General features: G+C 70.1%; 16 protein-coding genes. 4 read left to right on the plus strand and 12 right to left on the minus strand.

Annotation, left to right across the window (positions count from 1 at the left end; all coding sequences use genetic code 11):
- Positions 1–17 precede the first annotated feature (17 nt).
- The 4 genes from RCO28_RS18450 to RCO28_RS18465 form a co-directional block, all read right to left on the minus strand.
- On the minus strand, positions 18–1,352 hold the full coding sequence (locus tag RCO28_RS18450; RefSeq protein ID WP_308942213.1) for an NADH-quinone oxidoreductase subunit D: 1,335 nt from the start codon (positions 1,350–1,352) through the stop codon (positions 18–20).
- Complete coding sequence (locus RCO28_RS18455; protein ID WP_308942281.1) at positions 1,352–2,068, minus strand: NADH-quinone oxidoreductase subunit C; 717 nt, start codon at positions 2,066–2,068, stop codon at positions 1,352–1,354. Before RCO28_RS18455 ends, RCO28_RS18450 begins: the two co-directional genes overlap by 1 nt.
- An 83-nt stretch (positions 2,069–2,151) precedes the next feature.
- The gene (locus RCO28_RS18460) at positions 2,152–2,706 is read right to left on the minus strand and encodes an NADH-quinone oxidoreductase subunit B family protein (RefSeq protein ID WP_006133126.1); all 555 of its coding nucleotides are present in this window, start codon (positions 2,704–2,706) and stop codon (positions 2,152–2,154) included.
- Between the two features lie 11 nt (positions 2,707–2,717).
- Positions 2,718–3,077: an NADH-quinone oxidoreductase subunit A gene (locus tag RCO28_RS18465; protein WP_003974383.1), complete on the minus strand. Its 360-nt coding sequence runs from the start codon at positions 3,075–3,077 to the stop codon at positions 2,718–2,720.
- 1,009 nt (positions 3,078–4,086) lie between these two features.
- On the opposite strand from RCO28_RS18465, the gene RCO28_RS18470 reads away from it, so the two are divergent.
- The gene (locus tag RCO28_RS18470; protein ID WP_308942214.1) at positions 4,087–4,887 is read left to right on the plus strand and encodes a C40 family peptidase; all 801 of its coding nucleotides are present in this window, start codon (positions 4,087–4,089) and stop codon (positions 4,885–4,887) included.
- Between the two features lie 79 nt (positions 4,888–4,966).
- On the opposite strand, the gene RCO28_RS18475 is transcribed toward RCO28_RS18470, so the two are convergent.
- Positions 4,967–6,268 (minus strand): geranylgeranyl reductase family protein, encoded by a 1,302-nt coding sequence (locus RCO28_RS18475; protein ID WP_308942215.1) that lies wholly within the window; start codon positions 6,266–6,268, stop codon positions 4,967–4,969.
- Between the two features lie 120 nt (positions 6,269–6,388).
- On the opposite strand from RCO28_RS18475, the gene RCO28_RS18480 reads away from it, so the two are divergent.
- A complete protein-coding gene (locus RCO28_RS18480) occupies positions 6,389–6,913 on the plus strand; it encodes a GNAT family N-acetyltransferase (protein ID WP_308942216.1) in 525 nt (174 codons plus the stop codon).
- A gap of 18 nt (positions 6,914–6,931) precedes the next feature.
- On the opposite strand, the gene RCO28_RS18485 is transcribed toward RCO28_RS18480, so the two are convergent.
- A complete protein-coding gene (locus tag RCO28_RS18485; protein ID WP_308942217.1) occupies positions 6,932–7,852 on the minus strand; it encodes a glutaminase in 921 nt (306 codons plus the stop codon).
- Positions 7,853–7,872: 20 nt separating this feature from the next.
- Complete coding sequence (locus RCO28_RS18490; protein WP_308942218.1) at positions 7,873–8,568, minus strand: demethylmenaquinone methyltransferase; 696 nt, start codon at positions 8,566–8,568, stop codon at positions 7,873–7,875.
- 281 nt (positions 8,569–8,849) lie between these two features.
- Here RCO28_RS18490 and RCO28_RS18495 point away from each other — a divergent pair, with 281 nt between their 5' ends.
- On the plus strand, positions 8,850–9,050 hold the full coding sequence (locus RCO28_RS18495; RefSeq protein WP_308942219.1) for a hypothetical protein: 201 nt from the start codon (positions 8,850–8,852) through the stop codon (positions 9,048–9,050).
- Positions 9,051–9,054: 4 nt separating this feature from the next.
- Here RCO28_RS18495 and RCO28_RS18500 read toward each other — a convergent pair whose 3' ends face one another.
- From RCO28_RS18500 to RCO28_RS18515, 4 genes are all read right to left on the minus strand, one after another.
- Complete coding sequence (locus tag RCO28_RS18500; RefSeq protein ID WP_308942220.1) at positions 9,055–9,654, minus strand: hypothetical protein; 600 nt, start codon at positions 9,652–9,654, stop codon at positions 9,055–9,057.
- Positions 9,655–9,661: 7 nt separating this feature from the next.
- A complete protein-coding gene (gene mqnC, locus RCO28_RS18505) occupies positions 9,662–10,861 on the minus strand; it encodes a cyclic dehypoxanthinyl futalosine synthase (RefSeq protein WP_308942221.1) in 1,200 nt (399 codons plus the stop codon).
- A 263-nt stretch (positions 10,862–11,124) separates the two neighbouring features.
- The gene (locus RCO28_RS18510) at positions 11,125–12,894 is read right to left on the minus strand and encodes a protein kinase (RefSeq protein WP_308942222.1); all 1,770 of its coding nucleotides are present in this window, start codon (positions 12,892–12,894) and stop codon (positions 11,125–11,127) included.
- A gap of 85 nt (positions 12,895–12,979) precedes the next feature.
- Positions 12,980–13,831 (minus strand): menaquinone biosynthesis protein, encoded by an 852-nt coding sequence (locus RCO28_RS18515; RefSeq protein ID WP_308942223.1) that lies wholly within the window; start codon positions 13,829–13,831, stop codon positions 12,980–12,982.
- Positions 13,832–14,156: 325 nt separating this feature from the next.
- Between RCO28_RS18515 and RCO28_RS18520 the strand changes: the two genes are divergently transcribed.
- Entirely contained in the window at positions 14,157–14,360 is a 204-nt protein-coding gene (locus RCO28_RS18520) for a cold-shock protein (RefSeq protein WP_016645643.1), read from the plus strand.
- Between the two features lie 327 nt (positions 14,361–14,687).
- On the opposite strand, the gene RCO28_RS18525 is transcribed toward RCO28_RS18520, so the two are convergent.
- The gene (locus RCO28_RS18525; protein WP_308942224.1) at positions 14,688–16,214 is read right to left on the minus strand and encodes an alpha/beta hydrolase; all 1,527 of its coding nucleotides are present in this window, start codon (positions 16,212–16,214) and stop codon (positions 14,688–14,690) included.
- Between the last annotated feature and the right edge of the window lie 39 nt (positions 16,215–16,253).

Here is a 16,253-nt window from a genome sequence, read left to right on the forward strand (position 1 = left end):
CCCCAGGCTGACGTCTGTCACCGGTCGACGCCTCCCATCACGGGGTCGATGGATGCGACGGCGACGATCACGTCGGCGACCTGGCCGCCTTCGCACATGGCCGCCATGGCCTGCAGGTTGGTGAAGGACGGGTCGCGGAAGTGGACCCGGTAGGGCCGGGTGCCGCCGTCCGAGACGACGTGCACGCCGAGCTCGCCCTTGGGCGACTCCACCGCGGAGTACGCCTGTCCCGGCGGGACCCGGAAGCCCTCCGTCACCAGCTTGAAGTGGTGGATCAGGGCCTCCATCGAGGTCCCCATGATCTTCTTGATGTGGTCGAGCGAGTTGCCCAGGCCGTCCGGGCCGAGGGCGAGTTGGGCGGGCCAGGCGATCTTCTTGTCGCCGACCATGACCGGGCCCGGCTCCAGGCGGTCCAGGCACTGCTCGACGATCCGCAGCGACTGGCGCATCTCCTCCAGGCGGATCAGGAAGCGGCCGTAGGAGTCGCAGCTGTCGGCGGTGGGGACGTCGAAGTCGTACGTCTCGTAGCCGCAGTACGGGTCGGTCTTGCGCAGGTCGTGCGGCAGGCCCGCGGAGCGCAGGATCGGGCCGGTGGCGCCGAGGGCCATGCAGCCCGCGAGGTCGAGGTAGCCGACGTCCTGCATGCGGCCCTTGAAGATGGGGTTCCCGGTGGCGAGCTTGTCGTACTCGGGAAGGTTCTTCTGCATCTTCTTGACGAACTCGCGGATCTGGTCCACCGCGCCGGGCGGCAGGTCCTGGGCGAGTCCGCCGGGGCGGATGTACGCGTGGTTCATCCGCAGGCCGGTGATCAACTCGAAGATGTCCAGGACCAGTTCGCGGTCCCGGAAGCCGTAGATCATGATCGTGGTGGCGCCGAGCTCCATGCCGCCGGTGGCGATGGCGACGAGGTGCGAGGACAACCGGTTCAGCTCCATCAGGAGCACGCGGATGATCGTCGCCCGGTCCGGGATCTCGTCCTCGATGCCGAGCAGCTTCTCCACGGCCAGGCAGTACGCCGTCTCGTTGTAGAACGGCGTCAGGTAGTCCATGCGCGTGACGAAGGTGGTGCCCTGCGTCCAGGTCCGGTACTCGAGGTTCTTCTCGATGCCGGTGTGCAGATAGCCGATGCCGCAGCGGGCCTCGGTGACCGTCTCGCCGTCGATCTCCAGGATCAGGCGGAGCACGCCGTGCGTGGACGGGTGCTGCGGGCCCATGTTGACGATGATGCGTTCGTCGTCGGACTTCGCCGCCGTCTCGACGACCTCGTCCCAGTCGCCGCCGGTGACGGTGTAGACGGTGCCCTCGGTCGTCTCCCGACCGGACGCGTGGGACGTTGCGTTGGATGCTGACATCAGCTGTACGACCTCCGCTGGTCGGGAGCCGGGATCTGGGCGCCCTTGTACTCGACGGGAATGCCGCCGAGCGGGTAGTCCTTGCGCTGCGGGAAGCCCTGCCAGTCGTCCGGCATCATGATCCGGGTGAGGGCCGGGTGCCCGTCGAAGACCAGGCCGAAGAAGTCGTAGGTCTCGCGCTCGTGCCAGTCGTTGGTCGGGTAGACCGCGACCAGGGACGGCACGTGCCGGTCGTCGTCCGGGGCGCTGACCTCCAGGCGGATCACGCGGCCGTGGGTGAGCGAGCGCAGGTGGTAGACGGCGTGCAGCTCGCGGCCCTTGTCCTCCGGGTAGTGCACGCCGGAGACGCCGGTGCACAGCTCGAAGCGGAGCGCCGGGTCGTCGCGCAGGGTGCGGGCGACGCGGAGGAGGTGTTCGCGGGCGATGTGGAACGTGAGCTCGTCGCGGTCGACCACGGTCTTCTCAATGGCGTTCTCAGGGAGCAGATCCTGCTCCTCGAGCGCGCCCTCCAGCTCGTCCGCGACCTCGTCGAACCAGCCGCCGTAGGGCCGGGACGAGGCGCCGGGCAGGCGCACCGAGCGGACCAGGCCGCCGTAACCGGAGGTGTCGCCGCCGTTGTTGGCTCCGAACATGCCGCGCTGGACGCGGATCTCCTCGCCGTGATCGCCGCGCTGGCCGGGCAGGTTCTGCGTGCCGAGGTCCTTCTCGGGGTTCACGCCGCCGCCACTCGCGCCGTTGTCGTTCGCGCCGTTGTCGTTCGCGCCGTTGTTGTCGTTCGCAGCGTTGTTGTTGCTCTCGCTCACCGCAGCAGCCCCTTCATCTCGATGGTGGGGAGCGCCTTGAGCGCCGCTTCCTCCGCCTCGCGGGCCGCCTCCTCGGCGTTCACGCCGAGCTTGGAGGACTGGATCTTCTGGTGGAGCTTGAGGATCGCGTCCATCAGCATCTCGGGCCGGGGCGGGCAGCCGGGCAGATAGATGTCCACGGGGACGACATGGTCGACGCCCTGGACAATTGCGTAGTTGTTGAACATTCCGCCTGACGACGCACAAACCCCCATGGAAATGACCCACTTGGGATTCGGCATCTGGTCATAGACCTGCCGCAGAACGGGTGCCATCTTCTGGCTGACGCGGCCGGCCACGATCATCAGGTCGGCCTGGCGCGGGGAGCCGCGGAAGACCTCCATGCCGAAGCGGGCGAGGTCGTACCGCCCCGCTCCGGTGGTCATCATCTCGATGGCACAACAGGCGAGGCCGAAGGTGGCGGGGAAGACGGATGACTTGCGCACCCAGCCCGCGGCCTGTTCGACGGTGGTCAGCAGAAAGCCGCTCGGCAGCTTCTCTTCGAGTCCCATTGGTCAGCCCCTCAGTCCCATTCCAGGCCGCCGCGCCGCCATACGTACGCGTACGCGACGAAGACGGTGAGCACGAAGAGCAGCATCTCCACGAGCCCGAAAATCCCCAGGGCGTCGAAGGTGACGGCCCAGGGGTAGAGGAAGACGATCTCGATATCGAAGATGATGAAGAGCATCGCCGTCAGGTAGTACTTGATCGGGAAACGCCCTCCGCCGGCCGGTGTCGGCGTCGGCTCGATTCCGCATTCATAGGCCTCGAGCTTGGCTCGGTTGTACCGCTTTGGACCGATAAGCGTGGCCATGACCACGGAGAAGATCGCAAAGCCGGCGCCTAGGGCTCCCAATACGAGGATGGGCGCATACGCGTTCACCGCTCCTCGCTCCTCTCAGTCGACATTGACTGCTTCGGCGGACGGACCTCCGGACCTGCGAACCCCCACAGAGATCACGAAGATCGCGCTTATGTGAGGCAGTTCACAAGCCCAACTGCCCCGCATCCTATGCCTGCCGGTCTGTGATCTGCGACACGGGGTGCGCCAACGCCTTTGTGATCTCTGCCACCTGACGAAGGATCATGAAGTCGGATGAGCAGTGATCTTCATACGCGAAGCACCGAAGTGATCACCAGAGGTGACATCTGCACTCGTCATGCCTGGTCGAGAGGGGTGCGGCACTATCAAGAGGTGGCTATTGCAAGCAAATTGGCGCTGGACGGAAACGGCTGATATTGAAGCCCGCCTTCCCGCACGAGGAGGGCCGCCGGCGATCACGGCGGAGCGTGCGCATCGAGCGGGCGGACCGAGCGGGTGGAGCGCAAGAGAGTTGAGCGCCGAGCGGCTGCGCGGCGGGAGACGCGCATAAGGGGTCGGGGTGTGGAGCGAACGTGAATGCATGCACACGTTCACGAGCGGTCGGCGGAGACCGAGGGGCAGGCCCAACCCCCCAGCCCGTCCCAGCACTTCACGCACTTCACGCACACATTCAAGGCACCCTGCGGTCACGACCGGTGCGGCATGTCCACATGACATAGCGGACCACATCGGGCAATGCGTAACGAACACCCCGTCAACTGCCCAGGGAAAGCCCGGATGTTCGCCCGCGACTACCCGTTCCACCGGAGACCTTTCCGTGACCTGCGCCACGTTGCCGAATCGTCGCGAACACCGGGCTTGGCCAACGACCGGATCCGGTGGTAAGTGCGGGGCAAAACGGGCGCAACCAAGAAAACCAGTGATCACAGCCGTGATCCCTGGTGTCCGCATTGCCCGTTACGGCGTCAATAAAGGCCGACACGCCCGGGATTCACGCCGCGGGCACGTAACTGTGGCGCACCACACGTTTCTTGAAGGGAACCCGGAGGCCCTGATAGCGGTTGTACTCATGTCCCACACCGCTCACATACCCAGCCACCGGAAGCCCCGCCCGCAGCGCACCACCAAGCTGCGCGCCGGAGTTGCCGGTGGCGTCCTCAGCACCCTCGCGGTGGCCGGCGCCGCCGGTTCGGCGCACGCGGCCGAGCCCGTGACCGAGACCATCGAGATGCCCACGCTCACCACTGAGCTGGCGACCAAGGTGGCCGCGAGCGCGGACGCCACGCAGCAGGCCGCGGACTCCTACAAGCTCCAGGCCGAGCAGGACGCCGCAGCCGAGAGGGCCGCCAAGGAGGCCAAGAAGGCCAAGGCGAAGGCGATCGCCAAGGCCAAGGCCGAGAAGGAGGCGAAGGAGCGCGCCGCCGAGGAGCGTGCCGCCCGCGCCGCCGAGCGCACCACGCTCAGCGCCACCACCGACTCCGTCTCCGACACCGCCGACTCCGTGGCGCCCGCCAGCGGCAGCATGGGCGCCGTCATCGGCTTCCTGCAGGCGCAGGTCGGCGACGCGTACGTGATGGGTGCCACCGGCCCCAACGCATGGGACTGCTCCAGCCTGGTGCAGGCCGCGTTCAAGCAGGCCGGTGTCGACCTGCCGCGGGTCTCCCAGGACCAGTCGATGGTCGGCACCGAGGTCGGCACGTCCAACCTCCAGGTCGGCGACATCCTGTACTGGGGCGGCAAGGGCTCCGCGTACCACACGGGTGTGTACATCGGTAACGGCCAGTACCTGGACGCCGCGAACCCCAGCAAGGGCGTGGTCATCCAGGACCTGTCGGGCTACCCGGCCGACGGTGCGGTCCGCGTCATGTGACGGTCCCCGAGACGCAGCGAAGGGCCGCCGCTCCACTCGGAGCGGCGGCCCTTTCGACGTACCGGCCGGGCGGAGGGCCTCAGGCCTTCGGCGCCACCTTGGAGAGGCCGTTGATGATGCGGTCCATCGCGTCGCCGCCCGTGGGGTCGGTGAGGTTGGCGAGCATCTTCAGCGTGAACTTCATCAGGACCGGGTGCGTCAGACCGCGCTCCGTGGCGATCCTCATGACCTTCGGGTTGCCGATGAGCTTCACGAAGGCGCGGCCGAGCGAGTAGTAGCCGCCGTAGGTGTCCTTCAGGATCTTCGGGTAGCGCTGCAGGGCCAGTTCGCGCTGCGCGGGGGTGGCGCGGGCGTGCGCCTGCACGATCACGTCGGCCGCGAGCTGCCCCGACTCCATGGCGTACGCGATGCCCTCGCCGTTGAACGGATTGACCAGGCCGCCCGCGTCACCGACGAGCAACAGGCCCTTGGTGTAGTGCGGTTGACGGTTGAACGCCATCGGCAGGGCGGCACCGCGGATCGGCGTCGTCATGTTCTCCGGGGTGTACCCCCAGTCCTCCGGCATCGACGCGCACCAGGCCTTGAGGATCTCCCGCCAGTCCAACTCCCGGAACGCCTTGGAGGAGTTGAGGATGCCGAGGCCGACGTTGGACGTGCCGTCGCCCATGCCGAAGATCCAGCCGTAGCCGGGAAGGAGCCGGTCCTGCGGGCCGCGCCGGTCCCACAGCTCCAGCCACGACTCCAGGTAGTCGTCGTCGTGGCGCGGCGACTCGAAGTACGTGCGGACCGCGACGCCCATCGGGCGGTCCTCGCGGCGGTGCAGGCCCATCGCGAGGGAGAGCCGGGTCGAGTTGCCGTCGGCGGCGACGACGAGCGGGGCGTGGAAGGTGACTTCGCGCTTGTCCTTGGAGTCGGGGTCGCCCACCTTCGCGTGCACGCCGGTGATGCGGCCCGTGCGGTCGTCCACGATCGGGGCGCCGACGTTGCACCGCTCGTAGAGGCGCGCGCCCGCCTTCTGCGCCTGGCGGGCCAGTTGCTCGTCGAAGTCGTCGCGCTTGCGCACCAGGCCGTAGTCCGGGTACGAGGCGAGGTCCGGCCAGTCCAGCTGCAGTCGGACGCCGCCGCCGATGATGCGCAGGCCCTTGTTGCGCAGCCAGCCCGCCTCTTCCGAGATGTCGATGCCCATCGACACGAGCTGCTTGGTGGCGCGGGGGGTGAGACCGTCACCGCAGACCTTCTCGCGCGGGAACGCCGTCTTCTCCAGGAGCAGGACGTCGAGTCCGGCCTTCGCGAGGTAGTACGCGGTCGTGGAACCGGCTGGCCCGGCCCCGACGACGATCACATCTGCACTGTGTTCGGAGAGGGGCTGGGGCTCGGTCACGGCTGATCTCCCCGGGTTCGGAGTATGGAGTTCGGCTCTCGGCAAACTCACGTGCCGAAGCGCACTGGACATGGGCAGTCTATGGGGGCGTATCGATCACGGACCGAAGGGCTGCCTCGTATGACGTCAGCGACGCCGAGCACCGCCGCACCCACCCCCGCCGTAAGGCTCCGCGTCCCCACCGAGGAGGACGCGTACGCCTGGCACCAGGTGTTCAACCACCCCGAGGTCATGGAGTTCCACGGCGGCAAGGCGGCCGAGCCGTCGGTGTACGAGGAGCTGACCGCCCGCCAGCGCCGGCACGACGCGGAGCTGGGCTTCTGCCTGTGGACGATGCTCGACGAGGAAGGGCGGGTGCTCGGCTTCACCGGCGCCCAGCCCTGGCCGCACGCCTGGGGCCCCGCGGGCGCGATCGAGATCGGCTGGCGCCTGGGCCGCGAGGCCTGGGGGCGCGGGTACGCGACGGCCGCGGCGCGTACGACCCTGGAGCGGGTCCGGGCGGCCGGGGTGAGCGAGGTGGTGGCGATGGTGGCCGCGGAGAACGAGCGCTCGATCGCCGTGACCCGCCGCCTGGGCATGGAGCTCGCGGAGACGTTCACGACGCCGACGGGACGGCAGGGGCACTGCTTCAAGCTGGCGCTCTGACACCGGAGGGCGGACCGGTCAGAACACGGACAGGCCCGTCAGCGTCGTGAACCGGTCGAGCGCGGCCACGCCCGCAACGGAGTTGCCGCGCTCGTCGAGCCCCGGGCTCCACACGCACAGCGTGCCCCGGCCCGGTACGACGGCCACGATCCCGCCGCCGACGCCGCTCTTGCCGGGCAGCCCGACGCGGTACGCGAACTCGCCCGCCGCGTCGTAGGTCCCGCAGGTCATCATCACCGCGTTGATCTGCTTGGCCTCGCTGCGGGTGAGGAGCCGGGTGCCGTCGGCGCGCACCCCGTGCCGGGCCAGGAAGCCCGTGGCCAGGGCGAGATCGGCACAGTTCATCTCGATCGAGCACTGCCGGAAGTAGTGCGTGAGCAGCGTCGGCACGGGCTGGCGGATATTGCCGTACGAGGCCATGAAGTGCGCGAGGGCCGCGTTGCGGTCGCCGTGCGCGGTCTCGGAGGAGGCCACCTCCAGGTCGAACCCGATGTCCGGGTTGCCGCTCTCGGCGCGCAGGAAGGCGAGCAGCTCCTCGCCCGCGTCGCCGGTCAGGGACTGCAGCCGGTCGGTGACGACGAGGGCGCCCGCGTTGATGAACGGATTGCGCGGAATGCCGTTCTCGTACTCCAGCTGTACGAGGGAGTTGAACGGGTTGCCCGAGGGCTCGCGGCCGACGCTCTCCCAGAGCCCGGCGCCGTCCGTGGCGAGGACCAGGGCGAGCGTGAACACCTTGGTGATCGACTGGGCGGAGAACGGGACCTGCCACTCCCCCACGCCGTGCACCCGGCCGTCGACGCCGGCGAAGGCCATCCCGAAGCGGTTCGGGTCGACTCCGGCGAGCGCGGGGATGTAGTCGGCGCTGTGGCCGCGTCCCGGCAGGGCGCCCACCTCGTCGGCGATCTGCTCCAGGACGGACGGAAGGTGAGGGAAGTCCACGTGCTCCTCCGGCACTGCGCTCAGGCCGACTTGAAGCCCCGGTGCAGGGCCACGATGCCGCCGGTGAGGTTGCGCCAGGCGACCTTCGACCAGCCGGCCGACTGCAGGAGCGAGGCGAGCGCGGGCTGGTCCGGCCACTCGCGGATCGACTCGGCGAGATAGACGTACGCGTCCGGGTTGGAGGAGACCGCACGGGCCACGGGCGGCAGCGCGCGCATCAGGTACTCGGTGTAGACGGTGCGGAACGGGGCCCAAGTCGGCTGGCTGAACTCGCAGATGACGACGCGTCCGCCGGGCTTGGTCACGCGGTACAGCTCGCGCAGGGCCTGGTCCGTCTCCTGGACGTTGCGCAGCCCGAAGGAGATCGTCACCGCGTCGAAGGAGTCGTCCGCGAACGGCAGCCGGGTCGCGTCGCCCGCCGTGAACGGCATGTGCGGGTGGCGCTGCTTGCCGACGCTGAGCATGCCGAGGGAGAAGTCGCAGGGCACGACGTACGCACCGGCCTGCACGAACGGCTGCGAGGAGGTGGCGGTGCCGGCGGCGAGGTCGAGGATCTTCTGCGCGGGCCGCGCGTCCACGGCCTTCGCGACCTCCTTGCGCCAGAGCCGGGCCTGGCCGAGGGAGAGGACGTCGTTGGTGAGGTCGTACTTCTCGGCGACGTCGTCGAACATCTCGGCGACTTCGTGCGGCTGCTTTTCCAGGGATGCGCGGGTCACGTACCCCATTCAAGCAGGGTGCGGGGCGTGGTCCGTGGCCGCCTGCGCCGGGGCGTCTGCCCAGTGCGGTTTCCTCGGCGTCTGCCGGCCCGCTGTGGCTGGTCACGCAGTTCCCCGCGCCCCTGAAGGCCTGCGCTACGCGCGGCCTTCCCCCGGGGAGATGCCGCACGGAGTGCGCATCTCAGGGGCGCGGGGAACTGCGCGACCAGCCCCCACCGGAGCCGCAGACGAACAGGGGGGCCGCCTACGCTGGGCCTCACGACAAGCGGGAGGGGGACACCGTGAAGCGGTGGATGGTCGGGGGCTGGTTGGTGCTCGTGATCGGGGCGTGGGCGTTCACGGAGTCCATCGACGACGGCATCGAGCCCAGCTCGGGGCGGACGGAACCGACGCCGACGGCGCCGTCCGTACCGGTGGACCTGGACTGCCCCAGCCGAGCCCCGGACGGGTCGATCATGGCGTGCGCGTACAAGGTGGAGTGAGGCCTCAACGACCCCGGTAGATCAGCCGTCCGCCGATCACCGTCGCCACGCACGTGGACGCGCCCCGGCGGACCAGTTCCGCGCGGTCCGGTACGTCGAAGATCGCGAAGCGGGCCGGGCCGCCCACCGCCAGCGGTGGCAGCAGCACCAGCGGGCGCGGGGAGAGCGAGACGGGCCCGGGGAGACGGTCCGGGCGGGCGGCGAAGGCCAGGCCGGAGCGCTGCGCCACCTCCAGGACCGCCTTGGCGCGAAGCTCACCGGCGATCGCCACCGTGCCGTGGGCGAACAGCCGCTGCACCCCGCGCCGTGCGCTCGCGCCGAGCCGGGCCGGTTCGGCGCGGAACAGTGCGCGGGCCCGCTCGCCGCCGATCGGCGCGGTGCCGAGGGTGTCGGCCTCGCGCGGATCGGGGTGGTACGTGCCCTCCAGGATCTCCGGGCCGTACGGGTTGAGCAGCCCCGGCGTGAGGATGCCGGGCCAGCGCCGCACCCGCGCCTGCGGGGCGGCGGCGGCCAGCTCCTCGTACGGGCCGAGCGCGGCGATCGTCGCGCCGTCGACCAGGACGGCCGTCTCCGGGGACGCCTCGGCGACGTGAAGTGTCAGCACGTACAGCTCAGTTACTGGAGAGCAGCTTGAGCTCGGGGTGGGCCGTGCCGCCCTCGATCGCGATGGACGAGATGTGCGAGGCGACGCGCTCGTCGACCGGGTCGTTCGCCGGGTCGTCGTGCACCACCAGGTGCTCGTACGTCGTGGAGCGCTGGGCCGGGACGCGATCCGCGGTGCGGATCATCTCGATGATCTCCTGCAGGTTGGAGCGGTGCTTGGCACCGGCGGAGGAGACGACGTTCTCCTCCAGCATGACCGAGCCGAGGTCGTCCGCGCCGTAGTGCAGGGTGAGCTGGCCGATCTCCTTGCCGGTGGTCAGCCAGGAGCCCTGGATGTGCGCGACGTTGTCGAGGAAGAGGCGGGCGATGGCGATGATCCGCAGGTACTCGAAGATCGTCGCCTGCGTCCGGCCCTTGAGGTGGTTGTTCTCGGGCTGGTACGTGTACGGGATGAAGGCGCGGAAGCCGCCCGTCCGGTCCTGGACGTCGCGGATCATGCGCAGGTGCTCGATGCGCTCGGCGTTGGTCTCGCCCGTGCCCATCAGCATCGTGGAGGTGGACTCCACGCCGAGCTCGTGGGCGAGCTCCATGATCTCCAGCCAGCGCTCGCCGGACTCCTTGAGCGGCGCGATCGCCTTGCGCGGCCGGGCCGGGAGCAACTCGGCACCGGCGCCCGCGAAGGAGTCGAGACCGGCCGCGTGGATCCGCCGGATCGCGTCCTCGGCGCTGACCCCGGAGATCCGCGCCATGTGCTCGACCTCGGAGGCGCCGAGGGAGTGGATGACCAGCTGCGGGTAGGCCTTCTTGATCGCCGAGAAGTGCTCCTCGTAGTACTCGACGCCGAAGTCCGGGTGGTGGCCGCCCTGGAACATGACCTGGGTGCCGCCCAGTTCGACGGTCTCCGCGCAGCGGCGCAGGATGTCGTCGAGGTCGCGGGTCCAGCCCTTCTTCTTGTCCTTCGGGGCGGCGTAGAACGCGCAGAACTTGCACGCCGTCACGCAGACGTTCGTGTAGTTGATGTTCCGCTCGATGATGTACGTCGCGATGTGCTCCGTGCCCGCGTACCTCAGTTTGCGCGCGGCGTCGGCGGCGCGGCCGAGCGCGTGCAGCGGCGCGGAGCGGTAGAGGTCGAGGGCCTCTTCCGGGGTGATCCGCCCGCCCTCGGCGGCACGGTCGAGAATGGACTGGAGGGAGGCCTTCTCGGTCACCGGGGTCCCTTTCAGGCGGTTTCAGGCGGTCTTACGCGCGGACTGATCCAGCGTACGCCAGGGGTACGACACCCCCGTTGCGAGGCCCCGCGTGCGTGCCAGGGCCCGTCTCCCCGATCTTCGCGGATCAGGCCGCGGCGTCTGGTGCGTGCTCTCGGCGTGCGCCCGGATCGCCCTCGTACTGGACGTACTTGGGTGATTCGGGCGTGCGGCGAGAGTGCGTGCCAGGCGTCGTGGACCCGCGAAGATCGGGGAGACGGGCCCTAGCGACGGGACAGCCGCGCCTTCGGGTTGCCGCCCTCCGGGTTCTCCGACGTGTACTCCAGGTCGTCGCCGACCGGGGTGAGGCGGACCGTGTGGTCGTTGTCCGTGCAGCGGGCGTCACCCTTCACCTTGGCGCGGCCCGTGGCGACGATCTCCTTCTCCGTGACCTTCTTCAGGACCAGCACGTCCGTGCAGGTGCTCAGGCCCAGCTCGTCCGTCATGCTCGCGGTGCCGAACTCCTCGCCGGGACGGGCCTGTTCGACGACGACCCGGACCGTGCCGGACGGCAGCGCGCCGTCCAAGGCCTCGGCCTTGCCCTCCCAGGTGCCGAGGTAGCGCTTCGGGACGCTCTGGCCAGGCTTGGCGCCGGGCTCCTGGCTGCTGTCCGCCGGCGGCTTCTTGCCCGCGCTGTTGTCACCGTCGCGGCCGGGCAGCATCCCGGACATGAACACCCCGCCGACGGTGACGGCGGCGAGCGCCCCCGTGACCGCGAGCGCCACGGTGCAGCTCATCCGCCGCCCCCGGCCGCCCTCGCCCGGCGTGCTGCCCGCGTCCACGGTCACCGCGAGGCGGCCACGCTGCGGCGGTACGGCACCGGCCCCTTCCGGCCCGCCGGAAGAGGAGGCCGAGGTGGCGGTGGCGTGCCGGGCGGCGTCCTCGGCGTACGTCGGGTCGGGCGGCCCGAAACCGGGCACGCCGGGCGGCGGGGGCTCGGCGCTGCGCGGGTCGAAGTGGCGGGAGGCGGGGCCGCCGTCCGAGCCGGTGCTCGTGGACCCGGGCCCCGTACCCGCGTCGGGCGCGGGCGCGGGCGGCCGGCCCACCGAGGGGTTGCTGAACTCCACGAGCCCCGAGGCCGGTTCGGGCTGGGCCTCCAGGTCGAGGAGGCTGACGGCGCTGCGGCTGACCTGCTCGACCAGCGGCCCGGGCAGCCAGCCGGAGACCGCGAGGGCGGAGGCACCCTCGGGCGCGAGCCGCCGGGCGATCTCCTCGGGCGTGGGCCGGGCGGCCGGGTCCTTGGCGAGGCAGTCGGCGACGAGCGCGCGCAACTCCCCTTCCGGGAGGTGGAGTTCGGGCTCCTCGTGGACGACCTTGTAGAGCAGCGCGGCCGAGGAGTCACCGGCGAAGGGCGCGCCGCCCGTCGCCGCGTACGCCAGGACCGCGCCGAGCGAGAAGACGTCGGCGGCGCCGGTGACGCCCTTGCCGAGGATCTGCTCGGGCGCCATGTAGCCGGGCGAGCCCACGGAGACGCCGGTCGAGGTCAGCGAGGCCGTGCCGTCGGTGGCGCGGGCGATGCCGAAGTCGATCAGGCGTGGGCCGTCCAGGGTGAGCAGCACGTTGGACGGCTTCACGTCACGGTGGACCAGGCCGAGGGCGTGCACCGCGGCGAGCGACTCGGCGAGGCCCGCGCCCAGGACGCGTACCGCCTGCTCGGGCAGCGAGGGCAGCACACCGCGCTCGCCCACGGCACGGTTCAGCGGCGGTCCTGCGACGTACCCGGTGGCGACCCAGGGCACCGAGGCCTCCGGGTCGGCGTCGAGCACGGGCGCCGTCCAGGCCCCGCCGACCCGGCGCGCGGCGTCGACCTCGCGCCGGAAGCGGGCCCGGAACTCCTCGTCGAGCGCGAAGTGCGGGTGGACGACCTTGACGGCGACGGTGCGGCCGCCGGAGCTGCGCCCCAGGTAGACCCGGCCCATGCCGCCCGCGCCGAGCCGGCCGAGCAGCCGGTACGGCCCGACGGCGGTCGGCTCTCCGGCATCCAGCGGCTGCATGAGGCCCCTCCCCCGTTGTCCCGCGTTGTCCCGCCCGTCCTCCAGCAGCCTACGGGGCGAGGGGGTGGGGCGGGCCAGGGGCGGATCAGGCCTGCAGCAGGTCGACCCGTACGTCCGCGTCGAAACCCGTGCTGGGGCCGACCCGGCGGGCGAACTCGCGCACTCCGGCGAGCTGGTCAGGACCGAAGCGGAAGTCGAGCGTCGTGAAGTAGCGCTCCAGGACGCTCGCGTCGAAGCTCTCCCAGCGGGCCGCCTGCTCGGCGACCTTGGTGACCTCCTCCAGGGACACGTCCCGGGAGGCGAGGAACGCCTCGTGCACCTTGTGCACCACCTCGGGCTCGCGCTCCAGGTAGTCGCGCCGGGCGGCCCAGACGGCGAAGACGAACGGCAGGCCCGTCCAGTCCTTCCACATCTGGCCGAGGTCGTGGACCTGGAGGCCGAGGCGCGGCCCGTCGTGCAGGTTGGCGCGCAGCGCCGCGTCCCCGATGAGCACGGCGGCGTCCGCCTCGCGCATCATCAGGCCGAGGTCGGGCGGGCACGTGTAGTAGTCGGGCGTGACGCCGACGCTCTCGGCGAGCAGCAGCTGCGCGAGCCGTACGGAGGTACGGGACGTGGAGCCGAGCGCGACCCTGGCCCCGTCGAGCTGGTCGAGCGGCAGCTGCGACACGATCACGCAGGACATCACGGGCCCGTCGCAGCCCACGGCGATGTCCGGCATGGCCACGAGCCGGTCGGAGTTCTTGAGGAATTCCACGAGGGTGATCGGGGCGATGTCCAGATCACCGCGTACGAGCCGCTCGCTGAGCTTCTCCGGGGTGTCCTTCGTGAGCTCCAGGTCGAGCAGGGTTCCCGTCCGCGCGAGACCCCAGTACAGGGGCAGGCAGTTCAGGAACTGGATGTGCCCGACGCGCGGGCGGTTGCGAGGAGAATTGTCCACATCGCGAGGCTAGCCCCCGCGCGATACGGTGCCTCGCCTGGGTCCGCCACGCGTCCTTGATGAGGCGCCCCGGCGTCCCCCGGATGCACGGATCTCAACGACTTCGCGCCGCTTGTCGGACATCCGGGTGACGTGATCTTGCCCTCTATCGCTTACGGCCGACTGCGTGCTAGGCTCGCCGCAAGTTGCAGTTTAGTTTCCCTTGCAGTACAGAGCCTGCGGAGCATGTGACCGCGGGCTCTCGTCGTTTTCAGACTTTTGCGGTTGTGCTTGACACGCGTGGGGTTCTGGAGCAGGGACACTCTTTGGCCCATGGGAGGGCTTTATGGCTACCGGAACCGTGAAGTGGTTCAACGCTGAAAAGGGCTTTGGCTTCATCGCCCAGGAAGGCGGCGGCCCGGATGTCTTCGTCCACTACTCCGCGATCAACGCGTCTGGCTTCCGCTCCCTCGAGGAGAACCAGGCCGTGACGTTCGACGTCACGCAGGGCCCCAAGGGCCCGCAGGCCGAGAACGTCACCCCGGCCTAATCAGGCCAGGAACCTCTCGGTTCTGATCCGGTACGGATAGCAGTACCCAAGGAGCCTCGCCCCCGCTTCGTGCGGCGGCGGGGCTCCTGCCTTTTGTCCGCGTCGGCTTTCGCTGTCCAGGGACGGGAACCGAGGGAATGGGAATGCCCGCGCATCGGCAAACTGGCCCCCTTCCCCGCGGCCCCGAAGAAGTTCAATAATTGACCACCTTCGGTCGCGGGGATTTCCCGGTGCCTTTCCCTCTCGCATACTTCTCGTGGTACAGGGAGGCGAGTCCCTCTCGCATACTTCTCGTGGTACCGGGAGGCGAGCCCCTCGCATTGAGGCCTACTCCTCGCCGCAGTAGAGGCCGCCGCGGCCCAACTCGCCGTACAGCAGGAAGTCGTCGGCCTTCTGGGCCACGCACTTGGACGAGAAGTAGCCGGTGTGGCCGTCGCCGTGGTTGTCCAGGAGGACGGCCTGGTCGCCGAGGCGCTGGGCGGTCTCGACGGCCCACCGGTACGGGGTGGCCGGGTCGCCGCGGGTGCCGACGAGCAGGAAGCGCGGGGTGTCGACGTCGTGGATCCCGCGGATGAAGTCGGTGCCCTTGGGCTGGCCGGCGCAGAGCAGGACCTGTTCGAGGCGGGCGGGGCCGAAGATCGGGGACGCCTCGGTGTAGTCGTCGACGAGGCTCTTGATCAGCTTCGTGTCGGAGAGCTGGGCTGCGGTGAGCCGGTCCGGGTCGTCGGCGCAGTTCACCATGGCGAGCGCGACGCCGAAGTTGTCCGGCGGGACGTCCTTCTGGGCGACGATGCCCCGACCGGCGTACTCGTCCGGGGGCGGGATCGGTACGCCGGTGAGGCGGAGCAGCGCCCGCGGGTCGCGGTCGGCGACCACGTTGGCGAGGGCCTGGGAGAGGTAGGGCCAGGCGTCGCGGTGGTAGAGGGCCGTGCCGAGGGCGTTGACCAGGTCGTCGCCGCCGTACTCCCCGTCGTCGCCGAGCGGGATGGGGCGCTCGTTCAGTTGGTTCACCAGCTCGGTCATGTTCTGCCTGGCGTCCCGCGAGTTGTCGCCCAGGACGCAGCCGGCGTTCCGGGAGCACCAGGTGACGAAGTTGTCGAGCGCGGTCTGCTGGCCCTCGACGGCCACCCGCGTCTGCTCCACCATCGGCTCGGTGAGCGTGTCGACGCCGTCGAGGACCATGCGGCCCACCTTGTGCGGGAACTGGCCGGTGTAGACGGCGCCGAGGCGGGTTCCGTACGAGAAGCCGAAGAAGTTGAGCTTGTCGTCGCCGAGGGCGTCGCGCATGACGTCCAGGTCGCGGGAGACGTTGATGGTGCCGATGTGGTCCGCGACCGGGCCCGAGTGCTTGCGGCACACCTGCCACTGCTCGGTCGCCTGCCTCAGGACGGTGCTCGCGTCGTCGGCCAGCGGCTCGTCCGGCATGTCGCTGCCGTCGCCGCAGGTCACCGGGGAGCTGGTGCCGACGCCGCGCGGGTCGAAGCCGACGATGTCGTAGCCCTTGGCCAGGTCCTCGAACTGCTTGGCCGAGCCGACGAGTCCGGCCACGCCCGGGCCGCCCGGGCCGCCGAAGTTCACGAGCAGTGAGCCGCGGCTGTCGCCGGAGGCGGGGATGCGGTTCAGGGCGAGGTCGATCGTGCCCTTCTCGGGGGCGGCGTAGTCGAGTGGGACGGTCACGCGGCCGCACTGCATCCCGTCGGGTGCCCCGGTCAGGCCCTTGCAGTCGCCCCAGGTGACCTTCTGCTGGTAGAAGCGGCGCAGGTCGGGGACGCGGTCGGATGCGGTGGCCCCCGGGGCGCCGGTGCCCAGGAGGGCGAGCGCGGCGGCTCCGGCTATCACACTGCGTGTGCGCATGTGGTGACCCTCCGTGCGGGTGCTTCTCGGGTCACGATA

This window comes from Streptomyces sp. LHD-70, from assembly GCF_031157275.1.
Taxonomy (GTDB): domain Bacteria; phylum Actinomycetota; class Actinomycetes; order Streptomycetales; family Streptomycetaceae; genus Streptomyces.

Bases quoted from the DNA above. Each gene is read 5' to 3' on its own strand.
- RCO28_RS18480 (WP_308942216.1), top strand. From the start codon at position 6,389: ATGACGTCAGCGACGCCGAGCACCGCCGCACCCACCCCCGCCGTAAGG.
- RCO28_RS18510 (WP_308942222.1), bottom strand. From the start codon at position 12,894: ATGCAGCCGCTGGATGCCGGAGAGCCGACCGCCGTCGGGCCGTACCGG.
- RCO28_RS18460 (WP_006133126.1), bottom strand. From the start codon at position 2,706: ATGGGACTCGAAGAGAAGCTGCCGAGCGGCTTTCTGCTGACCACCGTC.
- RCO28_RS18470 (WP_308942214.1), top strand. From the start codon at position 4,087: ATGTCCCACACCGCTCACATACCCAGCCACCGGAAGCCCCGCCCGCAG.
- RCO28_RS18525 (WP_308942224.1), bottom strand. From the start codon at position 16,214: ATGCGCACACGCAGTGTGATAGCCGGAGCCGCCGCGCTCGCCCTCCTG.
- RCO28_RS18450 (WP_308942213.1), bottom strand. From the start codon at position 1,352: ATGTCAGCATCCAACGCAACGTCCCACGCGTCCGGTCGGGAGACGACC.
- RCO28_RS18520 (WP_016645643.1), top strand. From the start codon at position 14,157: ATGGCTACCGGAACCGTGAAGTGGTTCAACGCTGAAAAGGGCTTTGGC.